Raw genomic sequence first — 24,556 nt, 5'->3', positions numbered from 1 at the left:
GGATTTTCAGTTTAGGTTAAATAATATAAAGATAATAAACATGACACTTGTAAAGCGATTTAATTCTTGTACTTTATCACTAAGATTTAAATAGAAAATGATAGGCTTTTTGTTTTTTTGATACAATGTCACAAAGGTCTTTTGAATAATCGAATTCTTTATTATTGATTTTATGTTTCTCTTTTCTAATCCCTTTACGATATCCATAGTTATTGAATGCTATTTTGTGATACTAATACCTAATTTTTGGTGTGTATAATTATAAATATCAGGAGTTGCCTGACAAATTTCATTGATTAAAAGATAAGTTGAATAATTGCAACAATGATTAAAATACTTATAATCCATTTTTGTATGAAGTTAGGGATCTTTTTACTTAATTTCAAACCTAAGGGAGCAAAGAGAATACTCCCTATTATTAGAAATAATGCGTCTTCAAAAGGAACAAATCCCTGTATAAGTTTAATGGTAAAGGCACCAATTGAAGATATAAACGCAATTACTATACTATTAGCAACCACCGTATTCATTGGTAATTTGAATAAAACTAATAATATAGGAATGATAATAAAGGCACCTCCTGCGCCTACTATACCCGAAATAATACCAACGAAAAGACTTATAATAACTAGTAAGGGTTTATTAAAAGCAGGTTCGCCTGAACGAGATTCGACTTTAATGAACATTAAAATTAATGCAAGTGAGGCAATGATAATATAAGTCATATTTACAAAAGTAGTATCAAATAAATTTGCTAGAAATGCTCCTAACATGCTTCCTATAATCATGCCTCCACCCATGTAAATAATTAATTGCGACGAGAATTCTGCTTTTTTTCGAGCTTTCAATGAACCACTTAAAGTACTGAAAAAGACTTGGCTAGAAGTAAGTCCCGATGCTATATATGGGCTATATGCAGGAGCCCCAAATAGTGGTGGTAACAATAAAATAGCTGGATAAATAATAATAGCACCACCTATACCGACTAAACCAGATATAAATCCTCCGAACACTCCGATGAGTAACATAATAACAACTGTAACAATCTCCATTATTTACTTTTCACCAATAAGTTAACTGCTTCATTAATTAACTCTTGAGAGTTTTCTCCATTTTGCTCGGCTGCTTTTACACATTCTATTAAATTTTCACTAATAATAATGCCCATTAAACGCTGTAGGGAACTTTTGGATGCACTGATTTGAGTGATTACATCTTTACAATCTTTTCCTTCTTCCATCATTTTTACAACACCATTTAATTGTCCTTGTACTCTATTAATACGATTAATCATTGTTTTATCATAATTCATGTTTAATTCCTCCACTGTTAATTGAATAAAATCATAATAAATGATTAAAACAACTTTGTCAAATACCCCTACAGGTATTTGACAAAGGTTGGTTTTTCATTTATCATACCCCTACAGGTATTTATGAGGAGGTCATTATGAAAAAATATAGTGAAAAGCATATCAATGAATTAAGTAAAAAAGAATTAGAAAAACTAGCAGGACAAAGACAATTAATTGATGTCAGAACAGAAGAGGAATATGAGCTAGCACATATAAAAGGTGCGACATTACATCCTGTAGATAAGATTGAATCGTTCAATAAAGATAAAAACAAAACCTATTATATTCACTGTAAAAGTGGTAATAGAAGCACCAAAGCAAGTGAATATTTAGCTAAACAAGGCTATGATGTTGTAAATTTAGACGGTGGTTATAATGCTTATGAAGAACAAAATAATAATCACTATACACAAGAAGACAATATAAATGTAGAAATCAAAACAGAGCGTAAACAACTTAACTATAGTGGTCTTCAATGTCCAGGTCCAATTGTTAATATCAGTAAAGAAGTGAAAAATATTGGAGTAGGTGACCAAATCGAAGTTACAGTCACAGATCCTGGATTTCTTAGCGACATTAAAAGCTGGGTAAAACAAACTGGTCATACTTTAGTTAAACTTGATGAAAGTAATAATGGAATTAATGCAATTATTCAAAAAGAAAATCTAAAAGATTTAGAAGTTAATCATACTGCTAAAGGGACGACAATTGTACTATTTAGTGGCGAGTTAGATAAAGCAGTGGCAGCAATGATTATTGCAAATGGTGCTAGAGCTGCAGGAAGAGATGTAACTATCTTCTTTACTTTTTGGGGACTTAACGCGTTGAAAAAAGAGCAAACAGTTAACATTAAAAAGAAAGGGATTGCAAAAATGTTTGATTTGATGTTGCCCAAAACATCTGTACGCATGCCACTTTCTAAAATGAATATGTTTGGTTTAGGTAATATCATGATGCGCTACGTAATGAAGAAGAAAAATGTTGATTCATTACCATCGCTTATCAATCAAGCTATCGAACAAGATATCAAATTAATCGCTTGCACGATGAGTATGGATGTCATGGGAATTCAGAAAGAAGAGCTCAGAGACGAAGTTGAGTACGGTGGCGTAGGTACTTATATTGGTGATACGGAAAATGCGAATCATAATTTATTCATCTAATTAAATCTATTAAAAAAGGAGTTTTACCATGTTTTTCAAACAATTTTACGATAATCATTTATCTCAAGCATCTTATTTAGTTGGCTGTCAACGTACAGGAGAGGCAATAATAATTGATCCTGTTCGTGATTTAACAAAATATATGGAAGTTGCAGATAGCGAAGGTTTTAAAATTACACAAGCTGCAGAAACACATATTCACGCTGATTTTGCTTCTGGAATTCGAGACGTGGCAGCACGTTTAAATGCCAATATATATGTATCTGGCGAAGGTGATGATCAATTAAGTTATAAAAATATGCCGGAACATACAAATTTTGTTAAAAATCAAGATATTATTCAAGTAGGTAATATTAAATTAGAAGTCTTGCATACACCTGGTCATACCCCTGAGAGTATTAGTTTCTTACTCACGGATGAAGGTGGCGGCTCAAGTGTTCCAATGGGTTTATTTAGTGGTGACTTTATTTTTGTTGGTGATATCGGTAGACCTGATTTACTAGAAAAATCAGTACAAATGGAAGGTACTACAGAGATTGGCGCAAAACAGATGTATCAATCTATAGAAGGTGTTAAAGATTTACCAGATTATATTCAAATATGGCCTGGACACGGTGCTGGAAGTCCATGTGGTAAAGCATTAGGTGCCATACCAATGTCTACGCTAGGTTACGAAAAAATAAATAACTGGGCATTTAATGTGACAGATGAATCTAAATTTGTTGAACAATTAACATCAAATCAACCAGCGCCACCCCATCACTTTGCACAGATGAAAAAAATTAATCAGTTTGGTATGAGCATGTATCAACCATACAACGTTTACCCTAGTTTAGATAATGTAAGAATAGCCTTTGATCTTCGTAGTAAAGAAGCCTTTCATGGCGGTCATACTGTAGGAACAATCAATATTCCATACAACAAAAACTTCATTAACCAAATCGGTTGGTATTTAGACTATGAAAAAAGTATAGATTTAATTGGTGATAAATCTACCGTTGAGCAAGCAACACATACTTTACAATTAATTGGCTTTGATAATGTAGCAGGTTATCGTTTACCAAAATCAGAAATTTTAACCCAATCCATCCATAGCGTTGATATGACTGGTAAAGAAGAATATATACTTGACGTACGTAATGATGAAGAGTGGAATAATGGGCACTTAGATCAAGCAGTCAATATTCCGCATGGTAAATTATTAAATGAAAATATTCCATTTAATAAAGAAGATAAAATATATGTACATTGTCAGTCAGGTGTTAGAAGTTCAATAGCAGTGGGTATATTAGAAAACAAAGGCTATGAAAATGTCGTGAATATTAGAGAAGGCTATCAAGATTTCCCAGAATCATTAAAATAATTTAAAGATGTGGAAAAGTGAGTAATCCTATCAAATTGTTATTGTAAGACAATCAGATATTATAATACCACCAAGATTATTTAGAATAAATAGAAGTTTAAAAGAAATATAGATATGATTCCTAATTAGTCATAATAGCAATAGATTTATAAAATTAATATAAACCCCTTTCTAGTGGAAATGTAGTGAGCCCAATAAGTTTTACTTTTTGGGCTCACTACATAATTAATGGTTTTTACTATCTTTTACATTGAGATAAGCTACTATAATTACACGAAATCAATTATTTTAATTTATAATGGTTACTTTAATAACTATACTTATAAAATTTATTCTTTGATTATGAACGAGAAAGATTAGTAAAACATTATACCTATTATAATGCCTATTAGCACAATAGACCAGGAAGGTAATTTATAATAAACCAGGAATACGAATAATGAGCTAGCTAGAACAAAATCTAATTCTGATTTAATAGTTGAAGCCCAAATCGGATTATAAAATGCAGCGATAAGAATACCTACTACACCCGCGCTTATACCTTTTAAAAAACCTTCAGCATAAGTGTTAGATTTAATATTATCCCAAAATGGTAACACTCCAAATAATAATAGAAATGCTGGTAGGAATATAGCGACAGTAGCCAAAATTCCTCCTCCAATACCTTCTATAGACATGCCAATATATGAAGCGAACGTAAATAATGGTCCAGGTACAGCTTGAGCAGCAGCATAACCCGTTATGAAGCTATCAGGTGATATTAAACCTTGTGGTACAAACTCATTTTCTAATAAAGGTAATACGACATGACCACCTCCAAACACTAAAGAACCAGATCTATAAAAACTATCGAACATTCTAAGCCATAAATTATTCGTCATAGAACTAACTATAGGCAATACAGTTAATAGTAAAAAAAATAATGAAATTGAAATAAAACCTAACATTTTAGGTAATTTAAATGTCTTCACTCTTAAATAATTTTTATCTGTAGAGGTTTCTTTTAAAAAGATAAGGCCATATATACCAGTAATAGATAATGCGATTACTTGAATATAAAGATTATCGATTGTTAGAGATAATATAAGAACAAATAATGCCAATGTAATGGTACTTTTAGTATTAGTTAATTTTTTCCCCATACCTATTACGGCTTGGGCAACAATGGCAACAGCTACTAGTTTTAATCCTTGCATCCAAGTTAAACTAGAATCATTGTTAATAATTAATGCTGAAAAAACCATAAGTATAATCACAGAAGGAAGTGTAAAACCAATAAAAGAAATAATTCCTCCCAGAATTCCTCCTCTAATAGTTCCTATACCAATACCAACTTGGCTGCTTGCAGGTCCAGGTAAAAACTGGCATAGCGCTACTAAATCTGAGTATTCTTTTTCATCAAGCCATTTTCTTTTCTTAACATACTCATCATAAAAATAACCTAAGTGGGCAGTTGGTCCTCCAAATGATAGTAATCCAAGTTTTAATGCAACAAAAAATATATTTATATATTTATACATAAAAAACTCCTTGTATTTAGTTGATTAATTTTTTACTTAGCTATTAAATTCTTTAATTTTTTTGCCAATTTCATCTCTAACACGTTGAAATTCTGACCATTCTTTACCTGCTGGATCCTCAAAACCCCAATGCTCTTTTTTAACGTTTGGTGGTAAAATAGGACAATTATCGTCTGCATCACTACATAACGTTACGACCAAATCTGATTGTTTTAAAATATCATTATCAATCAAGTCTGACGTATGGTTTGATATATCAATATCTACTTCTTTCATAGCTTCTATTGCTTTAGGATTAACACCATGCGTGTCAATACCAGCAGAATAGACATTCCAATCTTCACCCAATATTTCCTTTCCCCAACCTTCAGCCATTTGGCTACGACAAGAGTTTCCTGTACATATAAAATAAATTGTTTTCTTATCCATAATTAAAGCCTCTTTTCTTAAAATATGATTAGTGTAAGGTATAAACCTAAGAGTGTTACAAATAGGACTGGAATAGTAATGATAATTCCAGTTTTAAAGTATGTTCCCCACGAAATCTTCACACCTTTTTGTGTTAAGACATGTAGCCACAATAATGTTGCTAAAGAACCAATCGGTGTTATTTTAGGTCCTAAATCAGAACCTATAACATTCGCATAAATCATACCTTCTTTTAATATACCTGTAGCACTGGATTGACCAATCGCTATTGCATCTATTAAAACAGTTGGCATGTTGTTCATGATTGAAGATAAGAAAGCAGCTATAAAGCCCATACCCATAATACTGCTGAACAACCCATAACTTGAAATATTTGTTAGGATATCCCCAAGAATCGTTGTAATACCTACATTTTTTAGTCCAAACACAACAAGGTACATACCAATAGAGAATACAACAATATTCCATGGTGCTCCTTTAATGACTTGTTTTGTATGAACTGCTTTAGATTTACGAGCTAATATTACAAAGATAAGAGCAATAATACCAGCAATGATTGACACAGGTATTTGAATAAACTCACTAACAAGATAACCCACAAGTAGTAATGCTAATACAATCCATGAAAGCTTAAATAATTTAGGGTCTTTAATTGCATTTTTAGGGTCTGAAAGATTTTCTGTATCGAACCTTTTAGGTATAGATTTTCTGAAATATAACCATAAAACAAGGATACTAGCAATCAGAGAGAATATATTAGGAATAATCATTCGACTAAAATAATCAACAAATCCAATATCAAAGTAATCTGCAGAAACAATATTCACTAAGTTACTTACAATTAAGGGCAGTGATGTAGTATCTGCAATAAAACCACAGGCAATAATAAAGGGGAAAATCATTTTTTTATTAAATCCTAGATTCCTTACCATCGCTAATACAATGGGCGTTAAGATTAAAGCTGCACCATCATTGGCGAAAAATGCTGCTACAACTGACCCTAATAACATAATAAAAACAAACATTTTTAAGCCGTTACCGTTTGACGCTTTGACCATATGTATCGCGGACCATTCAAAAAATCCAATTTCATCTAATATTAATGAAATAAGAATAACAGCTACAAAGGTTAAAGTAGCATTCCAAACAATCCCTGTTACTTCTATTACATCTGAAAAACTTACGACCCCTGTAATAATCGCAACGACAGCTCCAATTAAAGCTGTAATACCAATATCTAAACCTTTTGGTTGCCAAATTACAAAGGTTAAAGTTAAAAGAAAAATCACAATTGCTAATATTGTCATCAACACTCACCTTGTTTCATACTTTTACATACACATCGTTCGTTAGATGTATTAATAAGATTTAAATTGTGATTAACATCATCTAATATTTCATGATTAAGTCGATACATATGTTTATTACCTTCTTTTCGTGAAAGAACTAATTGCTTATCGACTAATGACTTCATATGATGACTTAGCGTTGGCTGTGAAAATTGAAAATGTTCCAGTAAATCACAAGCACATAGTTCACCACATGAAAGTAAATCTATTATTTCTAATCTGCTTGGATCAGATAAAACTTTTAATATTGATGCTAGTTCTTGATAAGACATAGCCATACCTCCCTTACGTTATATAGATTATCATCTATATATATAATTGTCTATGTAATTTGTTCTTGTGGATCTATGGGATTGAGGAATGAGAAAAAACCGCATCATCTACCGATAAGCAGAAAGTTATCATAAGTGAAAGTAAAAACAGATTGTGAAAAATTTAAAAGGTGGTATAGAGATGGAAAGAGAATTAGTAATTTCAATATGCTCAATTATAATTGCGGTTTTTGCATGTATTGCTGCTATTATAACAGCTATATACACAAGAAAAGCATATGTCACACAAAATAAAGGGTACATCGGTATATATTGTGAAGGTTATTATGTTGGTAAGTTTGTCAAAAAAATTGTAATTAAAAATTATGGTAATTCGCCAGCTGAAATTAATAAAATAAGTGTAAAAGGGATTGATAATCAAGATTATTTAAAAAAGTTTTTTAATGCACAAATAGATAAAATATATATGCCTAATCAAATTTCGACGTGCATAATTTTACCTGATAATTATGAATTAGTTATCGAATTGGAGTATAGTTATAAAAGTATGAATAGAAAAGAAACTCAGTATCTGACAATTGATTTAAGTAACACGAATAAAGAATTATATACTAAAGTTGAAGATTTAGATAATAAATTTCAAAATGAAATACTTACAGCCTTAAATCAATTGTTTAGTAAAATTTAAGAAGAGGATATTAATATGAATATTAGTAATGAAGAAGAGAAGGAATGCTTTTTATACGGTAAAACAGTTAAGAATTCTACAAAGGAACATATCTTTCCGAAATAGCTGTTAAAAAAATATAATTTATATAATGAAAGAGTTAAGATAATGGTAAATGACACTACAATTCCATACAAAATTTTAGTTATACTTGTTGTCATAAATGTAATGGAGACTATCTATCAATAGTTGAGGAAAAAATGAAAAAGTTGCTAGAAAAAAACAGTAATCAACTTCAAAAAGAGGAAGAAAAAATTATGTTTTTATGGGGAGCTAAAATTTTTATGGCTTACTTTATAAAGAATTAAAGCTAGCTTACGATAGATCAAGCCCTGAAAGTAACACAATAATGAATAAGGAATATCTCAAAAATTATAAAAAGTTATATCATTTACTTCAAGGAATTATAATTCCTACTAAATATGAAGGTAAACCATGGTCGATATTCAAGTTTAATATTTGTGATGAAGGTTTTGATTATTATGATAATTTTCAAACATATGTTTTTGTAATTAAATTAGATAAAGTAGCATATATCATTTGTTTAGAAGAAGGCAATATCCAACAAAAACAATACTTTGAGTATTTTTCTGAAATAAAAAGAAATATAATTCATCCTATTCAATTTAAGGAGCTTATAGCTAAAATAAATTATAAAGAATCTCTAAGAATAAAAATGTCTACAATCATTACAATTAATCAGGAAATAAAAAGAACACTTATTATCACAACGCCAAGTGGCAATATATATAATAAATGGGACAAGTCAACCTATGGAAAAATGTTAAAACAATTATTGAATGTGTATGCTTAAATAATTATATTAATGAAGAAGGGGATAAAGTATCTAGTTATTTATTTAATGAAAATGGAAGTTTCAAGAACATGAATAATTAATATAGCATAAAATGTAAGTTTTTAGCAAAATCTTTAATAAGCAGAAAGTTAACATAAGTGATAGAGGTTTTAAGATAAGTAGAATTTGGAGTGAAAAATAATTTATTTAATAAATTTATAATATCTACATCTTAATAATATTATTTGAAGTTTTCTAGTTATATTGGAGTGATATATATTGAAACGAGCAAGAGTCATTATTAATTACCTTAATCAAGAAATCAAAGAAATTGTTAAGTCTAAGTATATTGGTATGTATATTCATGGTTCCTATGCTGAAGGTACATTTAAGTGGGAAAAATCAGATATAGACATAATTGTATTGATTAATAATAAACTTTCAGTTTTAGAAAAGGAACAATTATTAGACCTTTTTGTAAATAATAGCCAGGAATGTCCTAAAAAAGGTATTGAGATTGCATTTCTAAATATTTATAGCATAAATATTGAAAAACATCCTTTTTCATATGAATTTCATTACTCTTCTTATTGGTATAGTCAAATTGAAGAAAATCTCTGGCAAATTAAAACTGAAAGAATAAAATATGATCCAGATTTAGCAAGTCATATTATGAATTTATGGACACATTCTGTTGTTATAGAAGGTCCGAAAGTAGAAAATATATTTCCAAAAATTAAAGATAGTGAATTTATTGATAGTATAGAGGATACTTTAATTGATAATGTAGATGCTATTATGAATTTATGTAGAAAACATTACTATATAAGATATGGAAAACTTTTATCAAAGTATGAAGGATTAACATGGGCTATCAACGAATTCACCCAGTTTAGTGAATTATTGTTACATATAGAAGATTTATATAATGAAAATAAATCAGAAATAAATATAAAGTATTTGGAAAGTACTAATGATTTTTGGAAGTATTTAGAAACAAATAGTAATCTATAATACCACATGGGGGGTAATGTTTTGAGTGATAAGTTGTTTTATGTATCCAAAGATATATATCAAAAATACAAGTACAGATATAATTTAGATGCCTTAGAAATTTTTCTGATTGCTATGTTATTAATATCCGTTATAGTGAATATTATAAATTTTTATACAGGTCATCATTCAATAGTAACCTATATTATATGTTTACTTACGACTATATTAAGTAGTATTTGTATTTATAGGAAAGTCAAAATTAATAAAAAAAATAATATAGACAATCATAAGTTTAATGAAAAAATATTTGAAGTTTTTAAAGTACATAACATAACAACTGAGAGAGAATTACTCATATTGAAAGAAGAAATTGAAAAAGAATTAAATGAAATCAATCAAAATACAGAATTGCACAAAAAAAGATTTGGCAAGTTATTTTTATATATATTTTGGATTCCTAATGGTTTCTTATTGGCATATTATTTCAATAACTCAAATGAAAAGCTGCATTTTAATGAGTTATTAGGAATAGGAAACGGATTATTTGTTATCTTTATACAAATCTTCATCTTATATATAATGCTTTTTAATGTTATTAATCCATTATTTAATGTATTAGTAATTGAAAGGAATAGGTATTATATAACTTTAGATTATATCTATGAATATCTTTATTATACAAAAATATAAAAATGAGGGCATTTTTGTTAAGAATGCCCTCATTTTTCACCGAAATTGATGGTTACTGATAATATCCATTTTAGAGTTTTCTAGATGGTCATTCATATATTTAGATGCCATTTTTACATCTCTTTGATGTATAGCATCTAATACTGCTATATGTTCTTGGCATGCACTTAAAATCCTTTTATGGTTTTATACAGCAATAATACGCAAGGTTAAAGAATTATCCCACATTTTAGTAATTAAACTTTCTAATTCTTTGTTGCCAGATAATCGTGCAATATATAAGTGAAACACCTGATCATACTTATCGAATGTCTCTATATCATCTTTTTTTATATTCATACCTTTTACGCTACAAATGGAGAATTCAATGCTAATTCTTGATAGTAATATATCCCAATTTGTAAATGAGATCCTTGTAACACTACTTGAAAGTGAATTTGTCGAATTCAAATATTACTGAGATACTACTTCTTATCATCCTCAATTAAGACGTATTATTAGAATTCTTAAACTAGCTTAAAATTGTGTGCTTTCACGTTTAATATAGTCTGTATTTATATTGATATGATAAGCGTTTGTATCATTCCCTTTAATATGTTTGTTAGTTAAGCGAACTGCTTCTTTTGCTAGGGTAGTCTTCGGAATATCAATACTTGAGATAGACGGGGACACTAGCGAAGACATTTCGTTGTTATTAATTCCAATAATTTGAAGCTGTTCTGGCACCTTTATTTCACTACTTTTTATGGCTTGTCCGGCGCCAATTGCAATCATATCGTTAGCCGTCAAGACAACTTCGGTGGATTGACCTGACTCCAATATATATTTCATTGCCAACATGCCAGCTTCAATTGTCCAACCTTCCATCCAACTTTGAGGTGTAATACTATTTTCTTTTTCTTTTAAAATATTTACAGAGAAATTAGAATCTACGCGACTTATATTTTTTAATGAAAGGTTTAGTTTATTCATTTCATGGTCTAGAGCCACTGTTATTTCTCTAAAGTTTATATACAATATCTACTTATCATAGTGATAATTTAAATCGAAGTAAAAATATGACTAATATATTTAAATTAGTTTCCATATAAATATATCGGATAAATGAGTAAAACATTGCTCATTTATCCTTTTTTATTTCATTACCTTAATAATAAATAAGGTTAAATTATAAAAATTGAGGTTTCTTAAGTTAAATTTTAAAAAAACATATAAAATTATTACAAAATTGATAAAATAGAATTTAATAGATAATAATTTAATAGGTGATGCAGATGGGAAACTTGTTAAAGATAGAAAATTTGAAATATTCAATGGAAAATCTTAATGATTCAATCCAAAAATGGAAAACTTCGGCAGATGGAAAATACTTATTAAGGTATCCAACTGTATACATAATAAACGACAAAAAACGTGAAAATAACTTTGAAGTTTACGTTGGAGAAACAGCAGATATTAGAAATAGAACTAGACAACATCTTAATGCGGATACAAAAATGAAACCATTTTGGGAAAGCTTTTCTGAATCAAACAGTTCATCAATGTATGTGATTGGTCATGAATTATTTAATAAGTCATTAACCTTAGATATTGAAAATAGACTAATGCAGTATTTGTTAAGTGTAGATAGTATTTCTAGGGTTCATAATAGTAGAACAAATCAACAAAATGAATACTATACGTCTGAAAAGCTAGATGAAATTTTTTCTGATATTTGGAAAACATTAAATAATAAAAATAAATCTTTGTTTCCAATTGAAAGCATCATTAAAGATTCAGCAATATTTAAAGCATCTCCTTTTCATAAATTAACTCAAGAGCAAATTAATGCTAAGGAAGAGATATTAGATAAAATTAAAGAGTCGCTAATTTTAGATGAAGAAGGACAATTGATAATTGTTGAGGGAGAAGCTGGATCAGGAAAAACTGTTTTAATGAGTACGTTGCTTTATGAAATTGGAAAGTACAATTTAGATTTAGATGATAATCTAGATATTCATTTATTAGTAAATCAAAATGAGCATGTATCAATTTATAATCAAATAGTTACTAAATTGGGTATTTCTACTAAGAAGAATAAAATTGTTAGTAAACCAACTAGCTTTATTAATAGTCATTCATCAAATGAAAAAGTAGATGTTGTAATTGTAGATGAAGCACATTTACTTTTAACTCAAGGTAAACAGAGTTATCAAGGAAAAAATCATTTAAATGATTTATTGGAAAGAGCTAAAGTTGTAGTTATTGTTTTTGACTTAAAACAAGTACTTACAACTGAACAAATATGGGAAGTAGATAAGTTAAATTATTATTTTGATTACGCCAAAAATAAAAATAATCATATTACATTAAAAAATCAAATGCGCATTAATAGTGATGAAGCAACAATTAATTGGATAAGAAATTTGGTTGATGATCAAGTAATAAACAATATTCCTTTTGATAAAAAAGGTTATGAAATTAAAATCTTTGATACACCAATGGAATTAAAAAAATCTATCAAAGACAAGTCTCAAAATACAGAAAGTGGTATATCGAGAATGCTTGCTACCTTTGATTGGCAATATAAAGAAAAACCTCCTGAAAATAAGGACTATTGGAGAGTGGAGATTGGCAATTTTTCAATGCCATGGAATTATCAATTGGAAGTTAGTAAAAAACAGTCGAACTTGCCTTGGGTTGAACAAGATCAATCAATAAATGAGATAGGCTCAACTTACACAATTCAAGGTTTAGACTTAAACTATGCTGGAGTAATAATTGGACCTTCTGTAAAATATAGAGATGGTAGGATTGTTTTTGATAAAGATAGTAGTGCTAATAAAAAGGCTACACGTCGGAGAACATTAGAAGATGGTTCAAAGCATCATTTTTCGGAAATGCTATTGAAAAATGAATTAAATGTTTTACTTACACGTGGTGTAAATGGTTTATATATTTATGCAGTAGATGAACAATTAAGAGAAGCGCTTAAAAAAGCGTCTAAAGGTGATAAAAATGGATAAAACAAAAGATGTACTAAAAGAAATCAATCAATTTAGAGATGAACGTAATTGGAGACAATTTCACAATGAAAAGGATTTATCTTTATCAATTAGTTTAGAAGCAGCAGAATTACTTGAGCTATTTCAGTGGAAATCATCTGAAGAGGTAGTGGATACTAAGCGTGAGAGGTTAGCAGAAGAATTAGCAGATGTATTAATCTATAGTTATATGTTGGCAGATAATTTAGACTTTGATATTAATGAAATTATCCGTAAGAAACTAGTGAAAAATGTTGAAAAGTACCCAATAAACAAAAGCAAAGATTCAAATACTAAATATAAAGATTTATAATTAATAATATAGCCCCTGTTAACAATAATGTTAACAGGGGCTATATACATATCTGCGATAAAGTTTATAATTGTAGGGTTAAAACCTGATACTTGCTCATAGCTGCTTTAAGATTCTATATCTTCCTCTATTTTCGCTTCAAACTCATCGAGCAATGCACGAACTTCGTCTGTTGATTGTGTACTCATCAATTGATGTCGCAGTTCACTTGCACCTCTAATCCCTCGTACATAGATTTTAAAGAATCTGCGTAAACTTTTGAATTGTCGATTTTCTTTTTGAGAATATTTGTCGAATAATGTTAGATGTAATCTTAACAAGTCCAACAGTTCTTTACTCGTGTGTTCGCGTGGTTCTTTTTCAAAAGCAAAGGGATTATGAAAAATGCCTCTACCGATCATTACACCATCAATGCCATATTTTGTTGCAAGTTCAAGCCCTGTTTTTCTGTCTGGAATATCACCGTTAATAGTTAGCAATGTATTTGGTGCGATTTCATCACGCAAATTTTTGACTGCTTCGATTAATTCCCAGTGTGCATCTACATTACTCATCTCTTTACGAGTACGGAGATGGATAGATAAGTTTGCAATGTCTTGTTCGAAGACGTGTTTTAACCAATCTTTCCACTCATCTATTTCATAATACCCGAGGCGGGTTTTTACACTTACCGGTAGACCACCTGCTTTAGATGCTTGAATAATTTCAGCTGCGGTTTCAGGTCGAAGAATCAATCCAGAACCTTTACCTTTTTTTGCAACATTGGCTACGGGACAACCCATATTTAAATCAATACCTTTAAAGCCCATCTCTGCCATACCGATACTCATTTCTCGGAAATGCTCCGGCTTGTCTCCCCATATATGAGCAACTATAGGCTGTTCATCTTCACTAAATGTTAAGCGTCCGCGAACGCTATCTATACCTTCAGGGTGACAAAAGCTATCAGTATTCGTAAATTCAGTGAAAAACACATCAGGTCTAGCTGCTTCACTAACAACATGACGAAAGACGATATCTGTAACGTCTTCCATAGGTGCCAAAATAAAAAATGGACGTGGTAATTCACTCCAAAAATTTTCTTTCATAATATATTTAAACCTTCTTTTCTATTAATATCTCGTCTATTTATCCATGATGATATTACCATAAATTTTCAACTTACACAAAAGGATATTGACCAGTCACAGACTGAATGAAGGGATGGCTAACGGTAGCAAAGAAATTAATAATGGGGAAGTGTATCACAAATGAAGGGGATTAATCACATACGTAGATTTTTTGAATATAAAAATCCCCTCAACATCTTTCGAATATTGAGGGGAATTATTTAAGAATATATTAATTTTTTTCGTGTAACTTTAAATGTAATGCATGTACTTTTTCTGCTAATTCATCAACTGGGCCATCGACATCAGCATTTTCTATAATTTGTTGAATAGGTAGACTTTTTACTGGTGATTGTGGTACCCCCATCTCACTCAACCACTTACCTAATTGTTCTGAAGAACTTGCATAAACGATTCTACCAAGACCTACCCAACCATGTGCAGCCGCACACATCGGGCAGTGTTCCCCAGAAGTATAAACAGTTGCTGACTTACGTTCTTCAGGAGATAAATGATTTGCAGCCCATCTTGCTATTTCAAATTCAGGATGTCTTGTATGATCACCACCACTAACACGATTATGATCTTCAAATAAAATGTCACCTTCAGAACTTACTATAATAGATCCAAAAGGTTCATCTCCCTTATTCAGCGCTTGTTCCGCTAACTCGACACACCTTTCTAAAAAAGTAATATCAGATTCACTAACCATTAAATTGCCTCCTTAGTTGTTATAGACCTAACATTAATAAAAAATACAAAACATTACAAATGAATAGTATGTTGATAATCTATTAATTATTTAAAAAATTAATATTAATGATAATTAAACTTTTAATCTACTCATGCTTTCTATTATGCTGTCTACTAAGGTCTCAAATTATTCACTAATATTTTTCAAAACTTCCTCAGCTACTTCACTTACTATTTTATCGTTAGGTTTAGCGTCTTTATTATTTTTATTAGTGAATATAACTAATATTATAGGTTTATCTTGTCCTTTTGGATAAATAAAAGCAACATCATTTCTTGAACCATACGTAACTGCCTGACCGCTTTTATCCATAACTTTAAAGTCGGATGGTGCTCCATCTTTAATTAACGTATCTCCACTTTTATTTTTTAACATTAGGTTCATTAAGAAATCTTTATTTGATTTACTAAGATTGCCGTCGATTATAAGTTTATTCAATGTTTTACCAAAGGCTAAGGGAGTGGTTGTATCTCGTTTGTCTTTTGGTGTATATAAATTCAAATCGGGTTCTTTTCTTGATGGATACGTCATTGTATCACCTAAGTCTACTAATCTTTTTTTAACTTCTTTATAACCACCTAGCTCGTCAATAACTTTATTATTAGCAGTATTATCACTATATAACATGTTAGCTTCTATAAGTTTCTTTAAAGTTATCTCTTTGTCGACATATTTTTCTAACACAGGTGAATATGTAACAATATCGTCCTTACTTATGTGAATTTTTTTATCTAATTTATTAGAGGGTACTTTTTCAAGTAACATGGCACTACTTACAGCTTTTAATGTAGACGCGTAAGCAAAGCGTTTATCTTCATTAAATGATAATTCTTCACCGTTTTGAGTATTAAGAGCATACATACCTACATTTGCATCATATTTTTTCTCGATTTTATCTATTGCACTATTATTTGAATCTTTATTATTACAAGCACTTAATACCAATACTAATACGCTTAATATTATTAATTTTTTCATTTTTAGACCCCTTTATATTAAAAATGTAATCTTCGTGAAAATAATAACATTATAACATGTTGAATGAATAACAAAAATCAAATAATTATACAAAATATAGAAACAATATAATTCGGTAGGTATAATTTTACACCAAAAGTGAAAGGGTTTACAATGGGGAGTAACATATAATTAAAGGGGTTGATTGTATTGGTAAATATAAAAAAAGAACGTATGAAAATCTATGTTTTGGATAATGGACGCATGCAAATGGACAAAAATCTAATGATAGCTAATTCAAACCAAGCCACGCTCGACAATCCTAATAAAGAAAATGAACTACATGAATTTCCGATTTATACAGTTTTTATAGACCATCCGGATGCTAAAATTTTATTTGATACTGCTTGTAATCCTAATTCAATGGGTGAAGAGGGTCGTTGGATTAATGCGACACAGAAAGCTTTTCCGTATTTTTCAGATGACTCGTGTCATTTACCTAATAGGCTAGAACAGTTGGGCGTTGACCCTAAAGATGTAGATATAGTAGTTGCTTCACATTTACATCTAGATCATGCTGGTTGTTTAGAATACTTTACAAACGCAACTGTTATTGTTCATGATGATGAATTCAGTGGTGCGATGAAGTGCTATGCACGTAACCAACAAGAAGGTGCATATATTTGGAGTGATATTGATGCTTGGATTAAAAGTGATTTAACTTGGCACACAATTTCACGTGATCAAGACCACTTGAACCTTGTAGATGGAGTGAAGGTACTGAATTTTGGTAGTGGCCATGCTTGGGGAATGATTGGTCTTGAAATTGAAACGGAAGAGCTAGGCACTTTAATCTTAGCTTCTGATGCTATTTACACACGAGAAAGTATGGAACCTAAATTGCAGCCACCTGGTATTATTTATGATTCCATTGGTTGGGCAAACTCAGTTGAATACATTAAGCGACTCGCAAAAGAAAAAAACGCAGAAATCTGGTTTGGTCATGACGGTAATCAATTTGAGACTTTTAGAAAGTCTACTGATGGTTATTATGAATAAAGGGTGTGTATATAAATGAAGACAAAAGCAGCAGTATTATATGAAATGGGTGTAGAAGGTCCTTATGAAAAAGCTGAACCTTTAAAGATAGAAACATTAAACCTTGATAATCCTAACAAAAATGAAGTATTAATTAAAATTCATGCAGCAGGTTTATGTCATTCTGATTTATCAGTGATTAACGGAAGTCGACCGCGACCAATGCCTATGGCGTTAGGACATGAAGCGGCAGGAGAGATTATAGAACTAGGTGAAAATGTTACCGATTTTGAAGTTGGAGACCATGTTGTTTGTACATTTATTCCAAGCTGTGGAAAGTGTATACCTTGTCGTGAAGGACGACCGGCATTATGTGAAAATGGTGCTGCTTCAAATGAAAAAGGTGAAATGCTAGAAGGTGGATTTCGTTTATCTAAAGATAATGATGTCATCCATCACCATTTAGGCGTTTCTGGATTTTCTGAATATGCTGTTGTATCAGAAAATTCTATAGTAAAAATTGATTCAAATATTCCTTATGAACGTGCAGCTGTGTTTGGTTGTGCTGTTATTACAGGTATAGGGGCTGTTATAAATACAGCGCAGATTAGACCAGGTAGTAATGTCGCTGTAGTAGGACTTGGAGGAATAGGATTAAATGCTATTATTGGTGCAAAACTGGCCGGTGCAAATGAAATTATTGCATTAGATATAAATGAAGATAAATTTGAAATTGCTAAAAAATTAGGTGCAACCGCAGTATATAATTCAGGCGATGAAAATGTAATAGAAGAAGTTAAGCAATATATTACAGGCGGGGCTGAATATGTATTTGAAACAGCAGGTGTAGTGCCAGCAATGAAAGTAGCATATGCAATAACAAAACGAGGTGGAACAACAGTTACAACAGGTTTACCTGATCCTAAAGCAGAATTATCAATTCCTCAAGTAACTTTAGCAGCTGAAGAAAGAACGATTAAAGGTTCATATGTTGGAAGTTGTGTTCCTGATCGTGATATACCTAGGTTTGTTAGTTTGTATCAAAGTAATCGGCTTAACGTTGATCCATTAATCAGTGATGTCATTTCACTTAATGAGATAAATAAAGGCTTTGATCAATTAGCAAATGGCGATGTAGGTAGAATTATTATTAAAATGACAGAATCATAACTATAGTAGTTTAAAATAATCATCATTAACCAAATTCATAATATAAAATAAGCACATCACTTTGTGTACTGAATTTCATCAGTAGAGTGATGTGCTTACTATTTTGTCATCTACATTTTTAAGATTACGACTTTCGATAGTTGTTATTTCATTCTATTGACCAATGATTATTTTAGTTAAGTAATCATTTTCATCAAAGAAAGCCTTATATGAACCATCATTAGTATTATAATATACCATTGTACCATCTCCGATACCTGAATCACCTTCTCCTCCCATATCATTAGAAGCATGTGCTTTTTTGAAAGTTTCTTTAGTTACCGTATTTGGTTTAGTATTAAAGCTAATTTGAATAACTTCATTATCATCGTTAAAATCTACAGTTGTATCATAAACTTTTATACTATGGTCATGATTTTTATAAGCTTTTGGATCTACTTTATAGTTATCAATTGAAACATTGTCATATTTCAATGCACGTACAAAATTATAATCTTGTGTAAACGAAGGATCATATGTTGTATAACCGTAATAGTTATACCAAGGTGTTTGTGCCATTTCTTCTGAAGCGCCTTGTGTACTTGCACCGCTTGCTGCTCCTTCACCATGCCCCCATTTTTGAACTTGCTCTGCTGCTTGAGCTTCTGGACCACTTGTCGTTATAAATGCTGCTGAAGAACCTACGACAAGTGTTGATACAACGACAGATGCTGAAAGTAACTTTCCTACTTTACGCATAATAAACCACTCCTTAATTTTTGAGTACCTTTGACCATAACTGCTTAGTCAACATTCAAATGCATAAATCCTTGAACAAGTACTATCTTTACTTATTTGTCGTTTTTCCAGTTCAAACACATGCAATGCCCTTTCAATTTAAGTTGCTAGGTGGGAATACCACTCCTTTATCATTCGCTATTATCAAGTGTAATTATTCACTTTTATTCTACATCAAATATACATAATTACAAATATATCTATAAAAATTGAGTGTATAAATCGTTGGGTCTAAAAATTAATTATAAGAGTGAGGTTAATTAGTGAAAAGCATTACTATTAGTAATACAGTTGAAGAAATTTGGCATACTAAGTTTTGAATTGACATATTTTTAATTCAATTTCATAATAGTAATATAAAAATATTCGAAATATTCATACAGTTATTATAGGGGATGGTGTATTATTGGGAATATCAACTTAGTTAGTAAAGCGCTTACATCTTTGTCGGAAGAAGCTTATAATAAGATTATTAACCTTTCAAATCAACTTCAAATGGTTGCTGAACTCAACCGTGCAAATGTATTTATTGATTGTCCGATTGACAATAAGGATGAAGTGGTTGTTGTTGCTGAAGCAATTCCTAAAAATGTGAAGAGTTTATATCAAACATCAGTTATTGGTGAGAATGTTTATGAGAAGTTTGAACCAGCCGTTTTTGAAGTATTAAGAGGTAAAGATTTTTCTCAATATAAGGCTGTTACACAAGAAGGTAAAGTGGTTGAACAGAGTGTAACACCGATTATGTTGGGAGAAGAAATTATTGGCACACTGATTATGGAGAAAGATATAAGTAGTAAAGTAATGAAGGAAAATCGTTTGAAGGCATTAACTCAAGCAACTAGTACATTGAGTAACATTGTTTCTCGTTCAAAAAACAATGAGGTTTTTTTCCCAGATATGATTGAAGAAAGTTTTTTTGAGTTGGATAATGATTTGAATATACGTTATTTCAATCTAACTGGAGAGAAAATGATAAGTGATATTAAGGGAACTAAGTGTGAAACTGGTTTGTGTTTTGTAGAACTCTTTCCAACGGTCGAAAGTATGTTAACAGATGGTCGAATTATTACAATTGAAGAAAAAGAACTTCATAATCATTATTTTCAAATTAAATGTATTCAATTACTTGAAGATGGAGTTGTGACAGGTCATCTTATTCTTATGAAAGACATAACGGATTTAAAGGAAAAAGAACGAGAATTGATTTCCAAATCTGCTGCAATTGGTGAAATTCATCATCGTGTTAAAAATAATCTTCAAACTGTAGCGAGTATATTGAGATTACAAATGAGAAGGGGATTGCCAGATGGTAGTGAACAATATTTTCAAGAAAGTTTGAATAGAATCATGAGTATTGCTTCTGTCTATGAAGTCATCCTAGATGAATCATCAACGGATTTAGTCAATATTGATAAACTAGTTAAGAAGATAGGAAATATGATTGTTTATAATGAGACTTCAGATAAAGTTATACATATAGATTATAAGACTGAAGGCCAAATTCATCTTGTATCAAATATAGCTGTATCAGTGGCACTCATCGCAAATGAACTTATTACAAATTGTTTAAACCATGCATTTAATTATCAGACTGATGGAAAGATTGATGTACATTTAAGGTACGACCAACAGAACCAATCGCATATTCTTGAAGTTGAAGATACAGGTATAACAGAAAGCGAATTTACCCATTCCTTCGGACTGAAAATTGTAAAAACTATTACGGAAAATGATTTAGAAGGCACATTTAGTATTAAGCGTAATAATATCGGCACTTTAGCACGCGTTCAATTTCAATACAAAGGGGATGATTGAATTGACATCAATTATAGTTGTTGAAGATGAATCTATCGTTAGGATGGATATTATAGAAATGCTTAAAGAAGCTCAATACGATGTAGTAGCGGAAGCCGGTAACGGAGAAAAAGCGTTAGAGTTGGTTGATAAATTTCGGCCTGATTTAGTCATTATGGATATTAAAATGCCGAAATTAAATGGTCTGAAAGCTAGTAAAATCATTTCAAAGAAATATGATATTCCAATATTAATACTAACTGCTTATAGTCATTGTGAATACGTAGAAGAAGCTAAACAAACTAATATTGTAGGATATATTGTAAAACCAATTTCAGAAGCGCAACTGTTGCCAGCTGTTGAAATTGCACTGTCGCAATCTAACAGCTTGAATCAACTAAGAATAGAAGTGGATAATACGAAAAAACAAATGAATAATCGTAAACTTGTTGAAAAAGCAAAAGGTATTCTGATGGAGCAACTGAATTTATCAGAAGAAGCGGCTTATCAAAAACTTCGGCGAAAGAGTATGGATAAGCAAATCGCAATTGAAATAGAAGCTACAGAGATTATCAATGAATTAGGGTAATATGTTAAAAGTGAATACAACCAAGCAAAGGTGCTTATTTGAATTAATCAAATGGGCACCTTTTTGCATTTTTAGATTTAAAATAAGGGGGATTTAATATGGAGCATATAGGTACAATTATTATTTATATTATTATGTTATGTGCAGTATTAGGTGCGTTTGGTGCAATTTGAAATGCAAACGAAGGTATTGGTAAAGAATTTATGGAAGGGATATATACAATTGGTCCAATTTTTGCAAATTCAGCAGGAATTATGGCATCTATTCCCTTCATTTCAAAGTTTATTGAGAAATTTTTTGGACCTATGTTTGATAAGATAGGTGCAGATCCTGCAATTGCAGCCACTTCTATACTTGCAACGGATATGGGAGGATATCAACTGGCAGATGTATTAAAGGCGAGCTACGAAGGTTGGATAATGGCGATGATTGTTGGGCTGATGGCAGGGGCAACAATAGTGTTTACTATACCACTTGGTTTGCCAATGCTTGATAAACGAGATCATAAATATATGGCTTTAGGTATATTATCTGGTTTGTTAGCAATACCGTTCGGTGTATTTATTTCCACGGTAATAATTCTATTTAGCAATACGAAAATAAGAACTACGATTGATACAACTAGTGACCCAACGCATTTATTTCAAATAAGTATGACTACAATATTTACGAATTTACTGCCACTTATTATCTTTGTAGTTGTTACAGCAATAGGATTATACTTCTTCTCAGATATTATGATAAAGTTATTTATTTTCTTCGGAAGAATATTAGATGCATGTATTAAATTAGTATTTGTATTCTCGGGGGTGTAATTTCAATTATTTCATTAGTATTCTCTCAATTAATCGGATGGTCTTAAAAGAAAAATTAATTGAATACAAATATGCTAATAAAATCCGCCAACACAAGTGTTGGTGGATTTTTTTGTTTTTCAATAATTAAATTTTAAAAATGTAAATTGACTCTATAAAAATACAATGGTAACATAAATCATATTAAATCAATCGGAATAGTAAATTATGGAGGGTCAAAGATGGAAAGAATGAAATTAGGATATTTTTTAACTGGTTTTGGTCATCATGTTGCAAGTAGTAGACATCCAGAGTCAGTAGAGCGTGGTGGTATGAATTTAAAGAAAACGATTGAACAAGCAAAGTCTTTAGAACAAGCAAAGTTTGATTTTCTATTTGTTTCGGATAGTCTATATGTCGATAAGAAAACACACCCAGATATGTTTACAATGTTCGAACCTATTTCTTTAATGTCTATAATAGCTATGGAAACAAAGCATCTTGGCCTTATTATTACAGGGTCCACTACATATTCAGAACCATTTAACTTATCTAGAATCTTTTCTTCATTAGATCATTACAGCGATGGTAGAGCTGGATGGAATATCGTGACCTCTGGTATTAATGATACTGCTAAAAATTTTAGTGGCGTAAATAATGTTGATCATGATTTAAGGTATGATCAAGCGAATGAATTTGTAGAAATATCGAAAAAGTTATGGAACTCTTGGCGAGATGTAGATTCTCAAAGTATCCATAAGGCAGGTAAATTTTTAAAGAATCAACAACCAGAACCAATTAATTATGAAGGTGATTTTTATAACGTTAAAGGGCCTTTAAACATTGATCAATCACCACAAGGTTATCCCTTACTAGTTCAAGCTGGTTCTTCTAAAAAGGGTACTGATTTTGCGTCAAAGCATGCAGAAGTTATATTTACTGCACAAAATGATATCGATGCAGCTATTAATTTTGCTCAAAAATTGAGAAGACAAGTTAAAGAAAAGCGTGGCCCAGAGCAAGAAGTTGTTATTATGCCAGGTATATTCCCGTTTATCGGAGAAACTCGCGAAGAAGCACAAGCTAACTATAAAGAATTACAAGATTTAATCGACCCAGAAATGGGATTAGAATTATTATCTTCTTATTTAGGTGATACAGATTTAAGTGGTTATGACTTAAATACGCCATTTGAAGATGTTGAAGTCGATAAAGGTAATAATATACAAAGTCGTGTCGACCTTATTAAAGAAACAGCTAAGAGAAACAATTCAACATTAGAAGATGTAATGAAACATGTAGCCGGTGCGAGAGGTCACCATATTATAGTGGGAGCACCCGAAGATGTAGCCGATAGAATGGAAGAATGGTTTAAACGTGGCGCAGCGGATGGCTTCAATATAATGCCTCCATTAAATCCTACACAATTTGAATTATTCGTTAATAAAGTCGTGCCGATATTAAAAGAAAGAGGCTTAGTTCAAACAGACTATAACGAAGGCACATTACGAGAAAAATTAGGGTTGAGTAATGTTAAAACACATAGTTAATAACTGTTGTTTATATTGTTAAGATT

The 24,556-nt window shown here is 30.8% G+C and carries 24 protein-coding genes and 2 pseudogenes; 14 read left to right on the top strand and 12 right to left on the bottom strand.

The window, feature by feature from the left end:
* Positions 1–296: 296 nt before the first annotated feature.
* On the bottom strand, positions 297–1,052 hold the full coding sequence (locus tag CD135_RS09955; protein ID WP_103269384.1) for a sulfite exporter TauE/SafE family protein: 756 nt from the start codon (positions 1,050–1,052) through the stop codon (positions 297–299).
* Complete coding sequence (cstR, locus tag CD135_RS09950; protein ID WP_070373493.1) at positions 1,052–1,312, bottom strand: persulfide-sensing transcriptional repressor CstR; 261 nt, start codon at positions 1,310–1,312, stop codon at positions 1,052–1,054. The genes CD135_RS09955 and cstR overlap by 1 nt, the downstream gene beginning before the upstream one ends.
* Positions 1,313–1,449: 137 nt before the next feature.
* Here cstR and cstA point away from each other — a divergent pair, with 137 nt between their 5' ends.
* A complete protein-coding gene (gene cstA, locus CD135_RS09945) occupies positions 1,450–2,517 on the top strand; it encodes a persulfide response sulfurtransferase CstA (RefSeq protein WP_103269383.1) in 1,068 nt (355 codons plus the stop codon).
* A 28-nt stretch (positions 2,518–2,545) separates the two neighbouring features.
* Positions 2,546–3,880, top strand: a complete 1,335-nt coding sequence (gene cstB, locus CD135_RS09940; protein WP_103269382.1) for a persulfide dioxygenase-sulfurtransferase CstB — start codon at positions 2,546–2,548, stop codon at positions 3,878–3,880.
* A 356-nt stretch (positions 3,881–4,236) separates the two neighbouring features.
* Here the strand turns inward: cstB and chrA are convergent, their stop codons facing one another.
* From chrA to CD135_RS09920, 4 genes are read right to left on the bottom strand one after another with little or no spacing between them, the layout of a single operon-like run.
* Positions 4,237–5,400 (bottom strand): chromate efflux transporter, encoded by a 1,164-nt coding sequence (chrA, locus tag CD135_RS09935; RefSeq protein ID WP_064205292.1) that lies wholly within the window; start codon positions 5,398–5,400, stop codon positions 4,237–4,239.
* A 36-nt stretch (positions 5,401–5,436) separates the two neighbouring features.
* A complete protein-coding gene (gene arsC, locus CD135_RS09930) occupies positions 5,437–5,829 on the bottom strand; it encodes an arsenate reductase (thioredoxin) (protein ID WP_103269381.1) in 393 nt (130 codons plus the stop codon).
* Between the two features lie 17 nt (positions 5,830–5,846).
* Positions 5,847–7,136 carry an arsenite efflux transporter membrane subunit ArsB gene (gene arsB, locus CD135_RS09925; protein WP_103269380.1) on the bottom strand — a complete coding sequence of 430 codons (1,290 nt, stop codon included), beginning with the start codon at positions 7,134–7,136 and terminating at the stop codon, positions 5,847–5,849.
* Positions 7,136–7,450 carry an ArsR/SmtB family transcription factor gene (locus tag CD135_RS09920; RefSeq protein ID WP_064205289.1) on the bottom strand — a complete coding sequence of 105 codons (315 nt, stop codon included), beginning with the start codon at positions 7,448–7,450 and terminating at the stop codon, positions 7,136–7,138. The genes arsB and CD135_RS09920 overlap by 1 nt, the downstream gene beginning before the upstream one ends.
* A 181-nt stretch (positions 7,451–7,631) precedes the next feature.
* Here CD135_RS09920 and CD135_RS09915 point away from each other — a divergent pair, with 181 nt between their 5' ends.
* The 4 genes from CD135_RS09915 (at position 7,632) to CD135_RS09900 (ending at position 10,659) form a co-directional block, all read left to right on the top strand.
* Entirely contained in the window at positions 7,632–8,138 is a 507-nt protein-coding gene (locus tag CD135_RS09915; protein WP_103269379.1) for a hypothetical protein, read from the top strand.
* Between the two features lie 388 nt (positions 8,139–8,526).
* A complete protein-coding gene (locus CD135_RS09910) occupies positions 8,527–8,991 on the top strand; it encodes a hypothetical protein (protein ID WP_103269378.1) in 465 nt (154 codons plus the stop codon).
* 261 nt (positions 8,992–9,252) lie between these two features.
* The gene (locus tag CD135_RS09905) at positions 9,253–9,987 is read left to right on the top strand and encodes a nucleotidyltransferase domain-containing protein (RefSeq protein ID WP_103269377.1); all 735 of its coding nucleotides are present in this window, start codon (positions 9,253–9,255) and stop codon (positions 9,985–9,987) included.
* Between the two features lie 21 nt (positions 9,988–10,008).
* Positions 10,009–10,659 carry a hypothetical protein gene (locus tag CD135_RS09900; protein WP_103269376.1) on the top strand — a complete coding sequence of 217 codons (651 nt, stop codon included), beginning with the start codon at positions 10,009–10,011 and terminating at the stop codon, positions 10,657–10,659.
* A gap of 36 nt (positions 10,660–10,695) precedes the next feature.
* Here CD135_RS09900 and CD135_RS13340 read toward each other — a convergent pair.
* Positions 10,696–10,998: pseudogene (locus CD135_RS13340) on the bottom strand (FCD domain-containing protein).
* Positions 10,999–11,175: 177 nt separating this feature from the next.
* A complete protein-coding gene (locus tag CD135_RS09895) occupies positions 11,176–11,649 on the bottom strand; it encodes a substrate-binding domain-containing protein (protein ID WP_103269375.1) in 474 nt (157 codons plus the stop codon).
* 284 nt (positions 11,650–11,933) lie between these two features.
* On the opposite strand from CD135_RS09895, the gene CD135_RS09890 reads away from it, so the two are divergent.
* A complete protein-coding gene (locus tag CD135_RS09890; protein ID WP_103269374.1) occupies positions 11,934–13,664 on the top strand; it encodes a DUF2075 domain-containing protein in 1,731 nt (576 codons plus the stop codon).
* Entirely contained in the window at positions 13,657–13,995 is a 339-nt protein-coding gene (locus tag CD135_RS09885) for a nucleotide pyrophosphohydrolase (protein WP_103269373.1), read from the top strand. Before CD135_RS09890 ends, CD135_RS09885 begins: the two co-directional genes overlap by 8 nt.
* Before the next feature lie 107 nt (positions 13,996–14,102).
* Here the strand turns inward: CD135_RS09885 and CD135_RS09880 are convergent, their stop codons facing one another.
* The 3 genes from CD135_RS09880 to bla all read right to left on the bottom strand — a co-directional run bounded on the left by CD135_RS09880 (position 14,103) and on the right by bla (position 16,836).
* A complete protein-coding gene (locus CD135_RS09880) occupies positions 14,103–15,083 on the bottom strand; it encodes a tRNA dihydrouridine synthase (RefSeq protein ID WP_103269372.1) in 981 nt (326 codons plus the stop codon).
* Positions 15,084–15,336: 253 nt separating this feature from the next.
* The gene (locus CD135_RS09875) at positions 15,337–15,816 is read right to left on the bottom strand and encodes a nucleoside deaminase (protein ID WP_103269371.1); all 480 of its coding nucleotides are present in this window, start codon (positions 15,814–15,816) and stop codon (positions 15,337–15,339) included.
* Positions 15,817–15,984: 168 nt separating this feature from the next.
* A complete protein-coding gene (gene bla, locus CD135_RS09870) occupies positions 15,985–16,836 on the bottom strand; it encodes a BlaZ-like penicillin-hydrolyzing class A beta-lactamase (protein ID WP_064205282.1) in 852 nt (283 codons plus the stop codon).
* Between the two features lie 189 nt (positions 16,837–17,025).
* Here bla and ahlS point away from each other — a divergent pair, with 189 nt between their 5' ends.
* Positions 17,026–17,874, top strand: a complete 849-nt coding sequence (gene ahlS / locus CD135_RS09865) for an AhlS family quorum-quenching N-acyl homoserine lactonase (RefSeq protein ID WP_064205281.1) — start codon at positions 17,026–17,028, stop codon at positions 17,872–17,874.
* A gap of 15 nt (positions 17,875–17,889) precedes the next feature.
* Entirely contained in the window at positions 17,890–19,023 is a 1,134-nt protein-coding gene (locus tag CD135_RS09860; protein WP_103269370.1) for a zinc-dependent alcohol dehydrogenase family protein, read from the top strand.
* 153 nt (positions 19,024–19,176) lie between these two features.
* On the opposite strand, the gene isaB is transcribed toward CD135_RS09860, so the two are convergent.
* On the bottom strand, positions 19,177–19,761 hold the full coding sequence (gene isaB, locus CD135_RS09855) for an immunodominant staphylococcal antigen IsaB family protein (RefSeq protein ID WP_064205279.1): 585 nt from the start codon (positions 19,759–19,761) through the stop codon (positions 19,177–19,179).
* Positions 19,762–20,202: 441 nt separating this feature from the next.
* Here isaB and CD135_RS09850 point away from each other — a divergent pair, with 441 nt between their 5' ends.
* The 4 genes and pseudogenes from CD135_RS09850 to CD135_RS09835 all read left to right on the top strand — a co-directional run bounded on the left by CD135_RS09850 (position 20,203) and on the right by CD135_RS09835 (position 24,530).
* The gene (locus tag CD135_RS09850) at positions 20,203–21,618 is read left to right on the top strand and encodes a sensor histidine kinase (protein WP_338141525.1); all 1,416 of its coding nucleotides are present in this window, start codon (positions 20,203–20,205) and stop codon (positions 21,616–21,618) included.
* 1 nt (position 21,619) lies between these two features.
* Positions 21,620–22,186: an ANTAR domain-containing response regulator gene (locus tag CD135_RS09845; RefSeq protein WP_174700872.1), complete on the top strand. Its 567-nt coding sequence runs from the start codon at positions 21,620–21,622 to the stop codon at positions 22,184–22,186.
* A gap of 98 nt (positions 22,187–22,284) precedes the next feature.
* Positions 22,285–22,992 (top strand): annotated as a pseudogene (gene eutH, locus CD135_RS09840) (ethanolamine utilization protein EutH); the annotation flags it as partial.
* A gap of 230 nt (positions 22,993–23,222) precedes the next feature.
* A complete protein-coding gene (locus CD135_RS09835) occupies positions 23,223–24,530 on the top strand; it encodes an LLM class flavin-dependent oxidoreductase (protein ID WP_103269367.1) in 1,308 nt (435 codons plus the stop codon).
* Positions 24,531–24,556: the final 26 nt, after the last annotated feature.

This window comes from Mammaliicoccus lentus (assembly GCF_002902755.1).
Classification (GTDB): domain Bacteria; phylum Bacillota; class Bacilli; order Staphylococcales; family Staphylococcaceae; genus Mammaliicoccus; species Mammaliicoccus lentus.
Note: the sequence above shows the minus strand (reverse complement) of the source record. Positions and strands in the feature narration are given on the sequence as shown.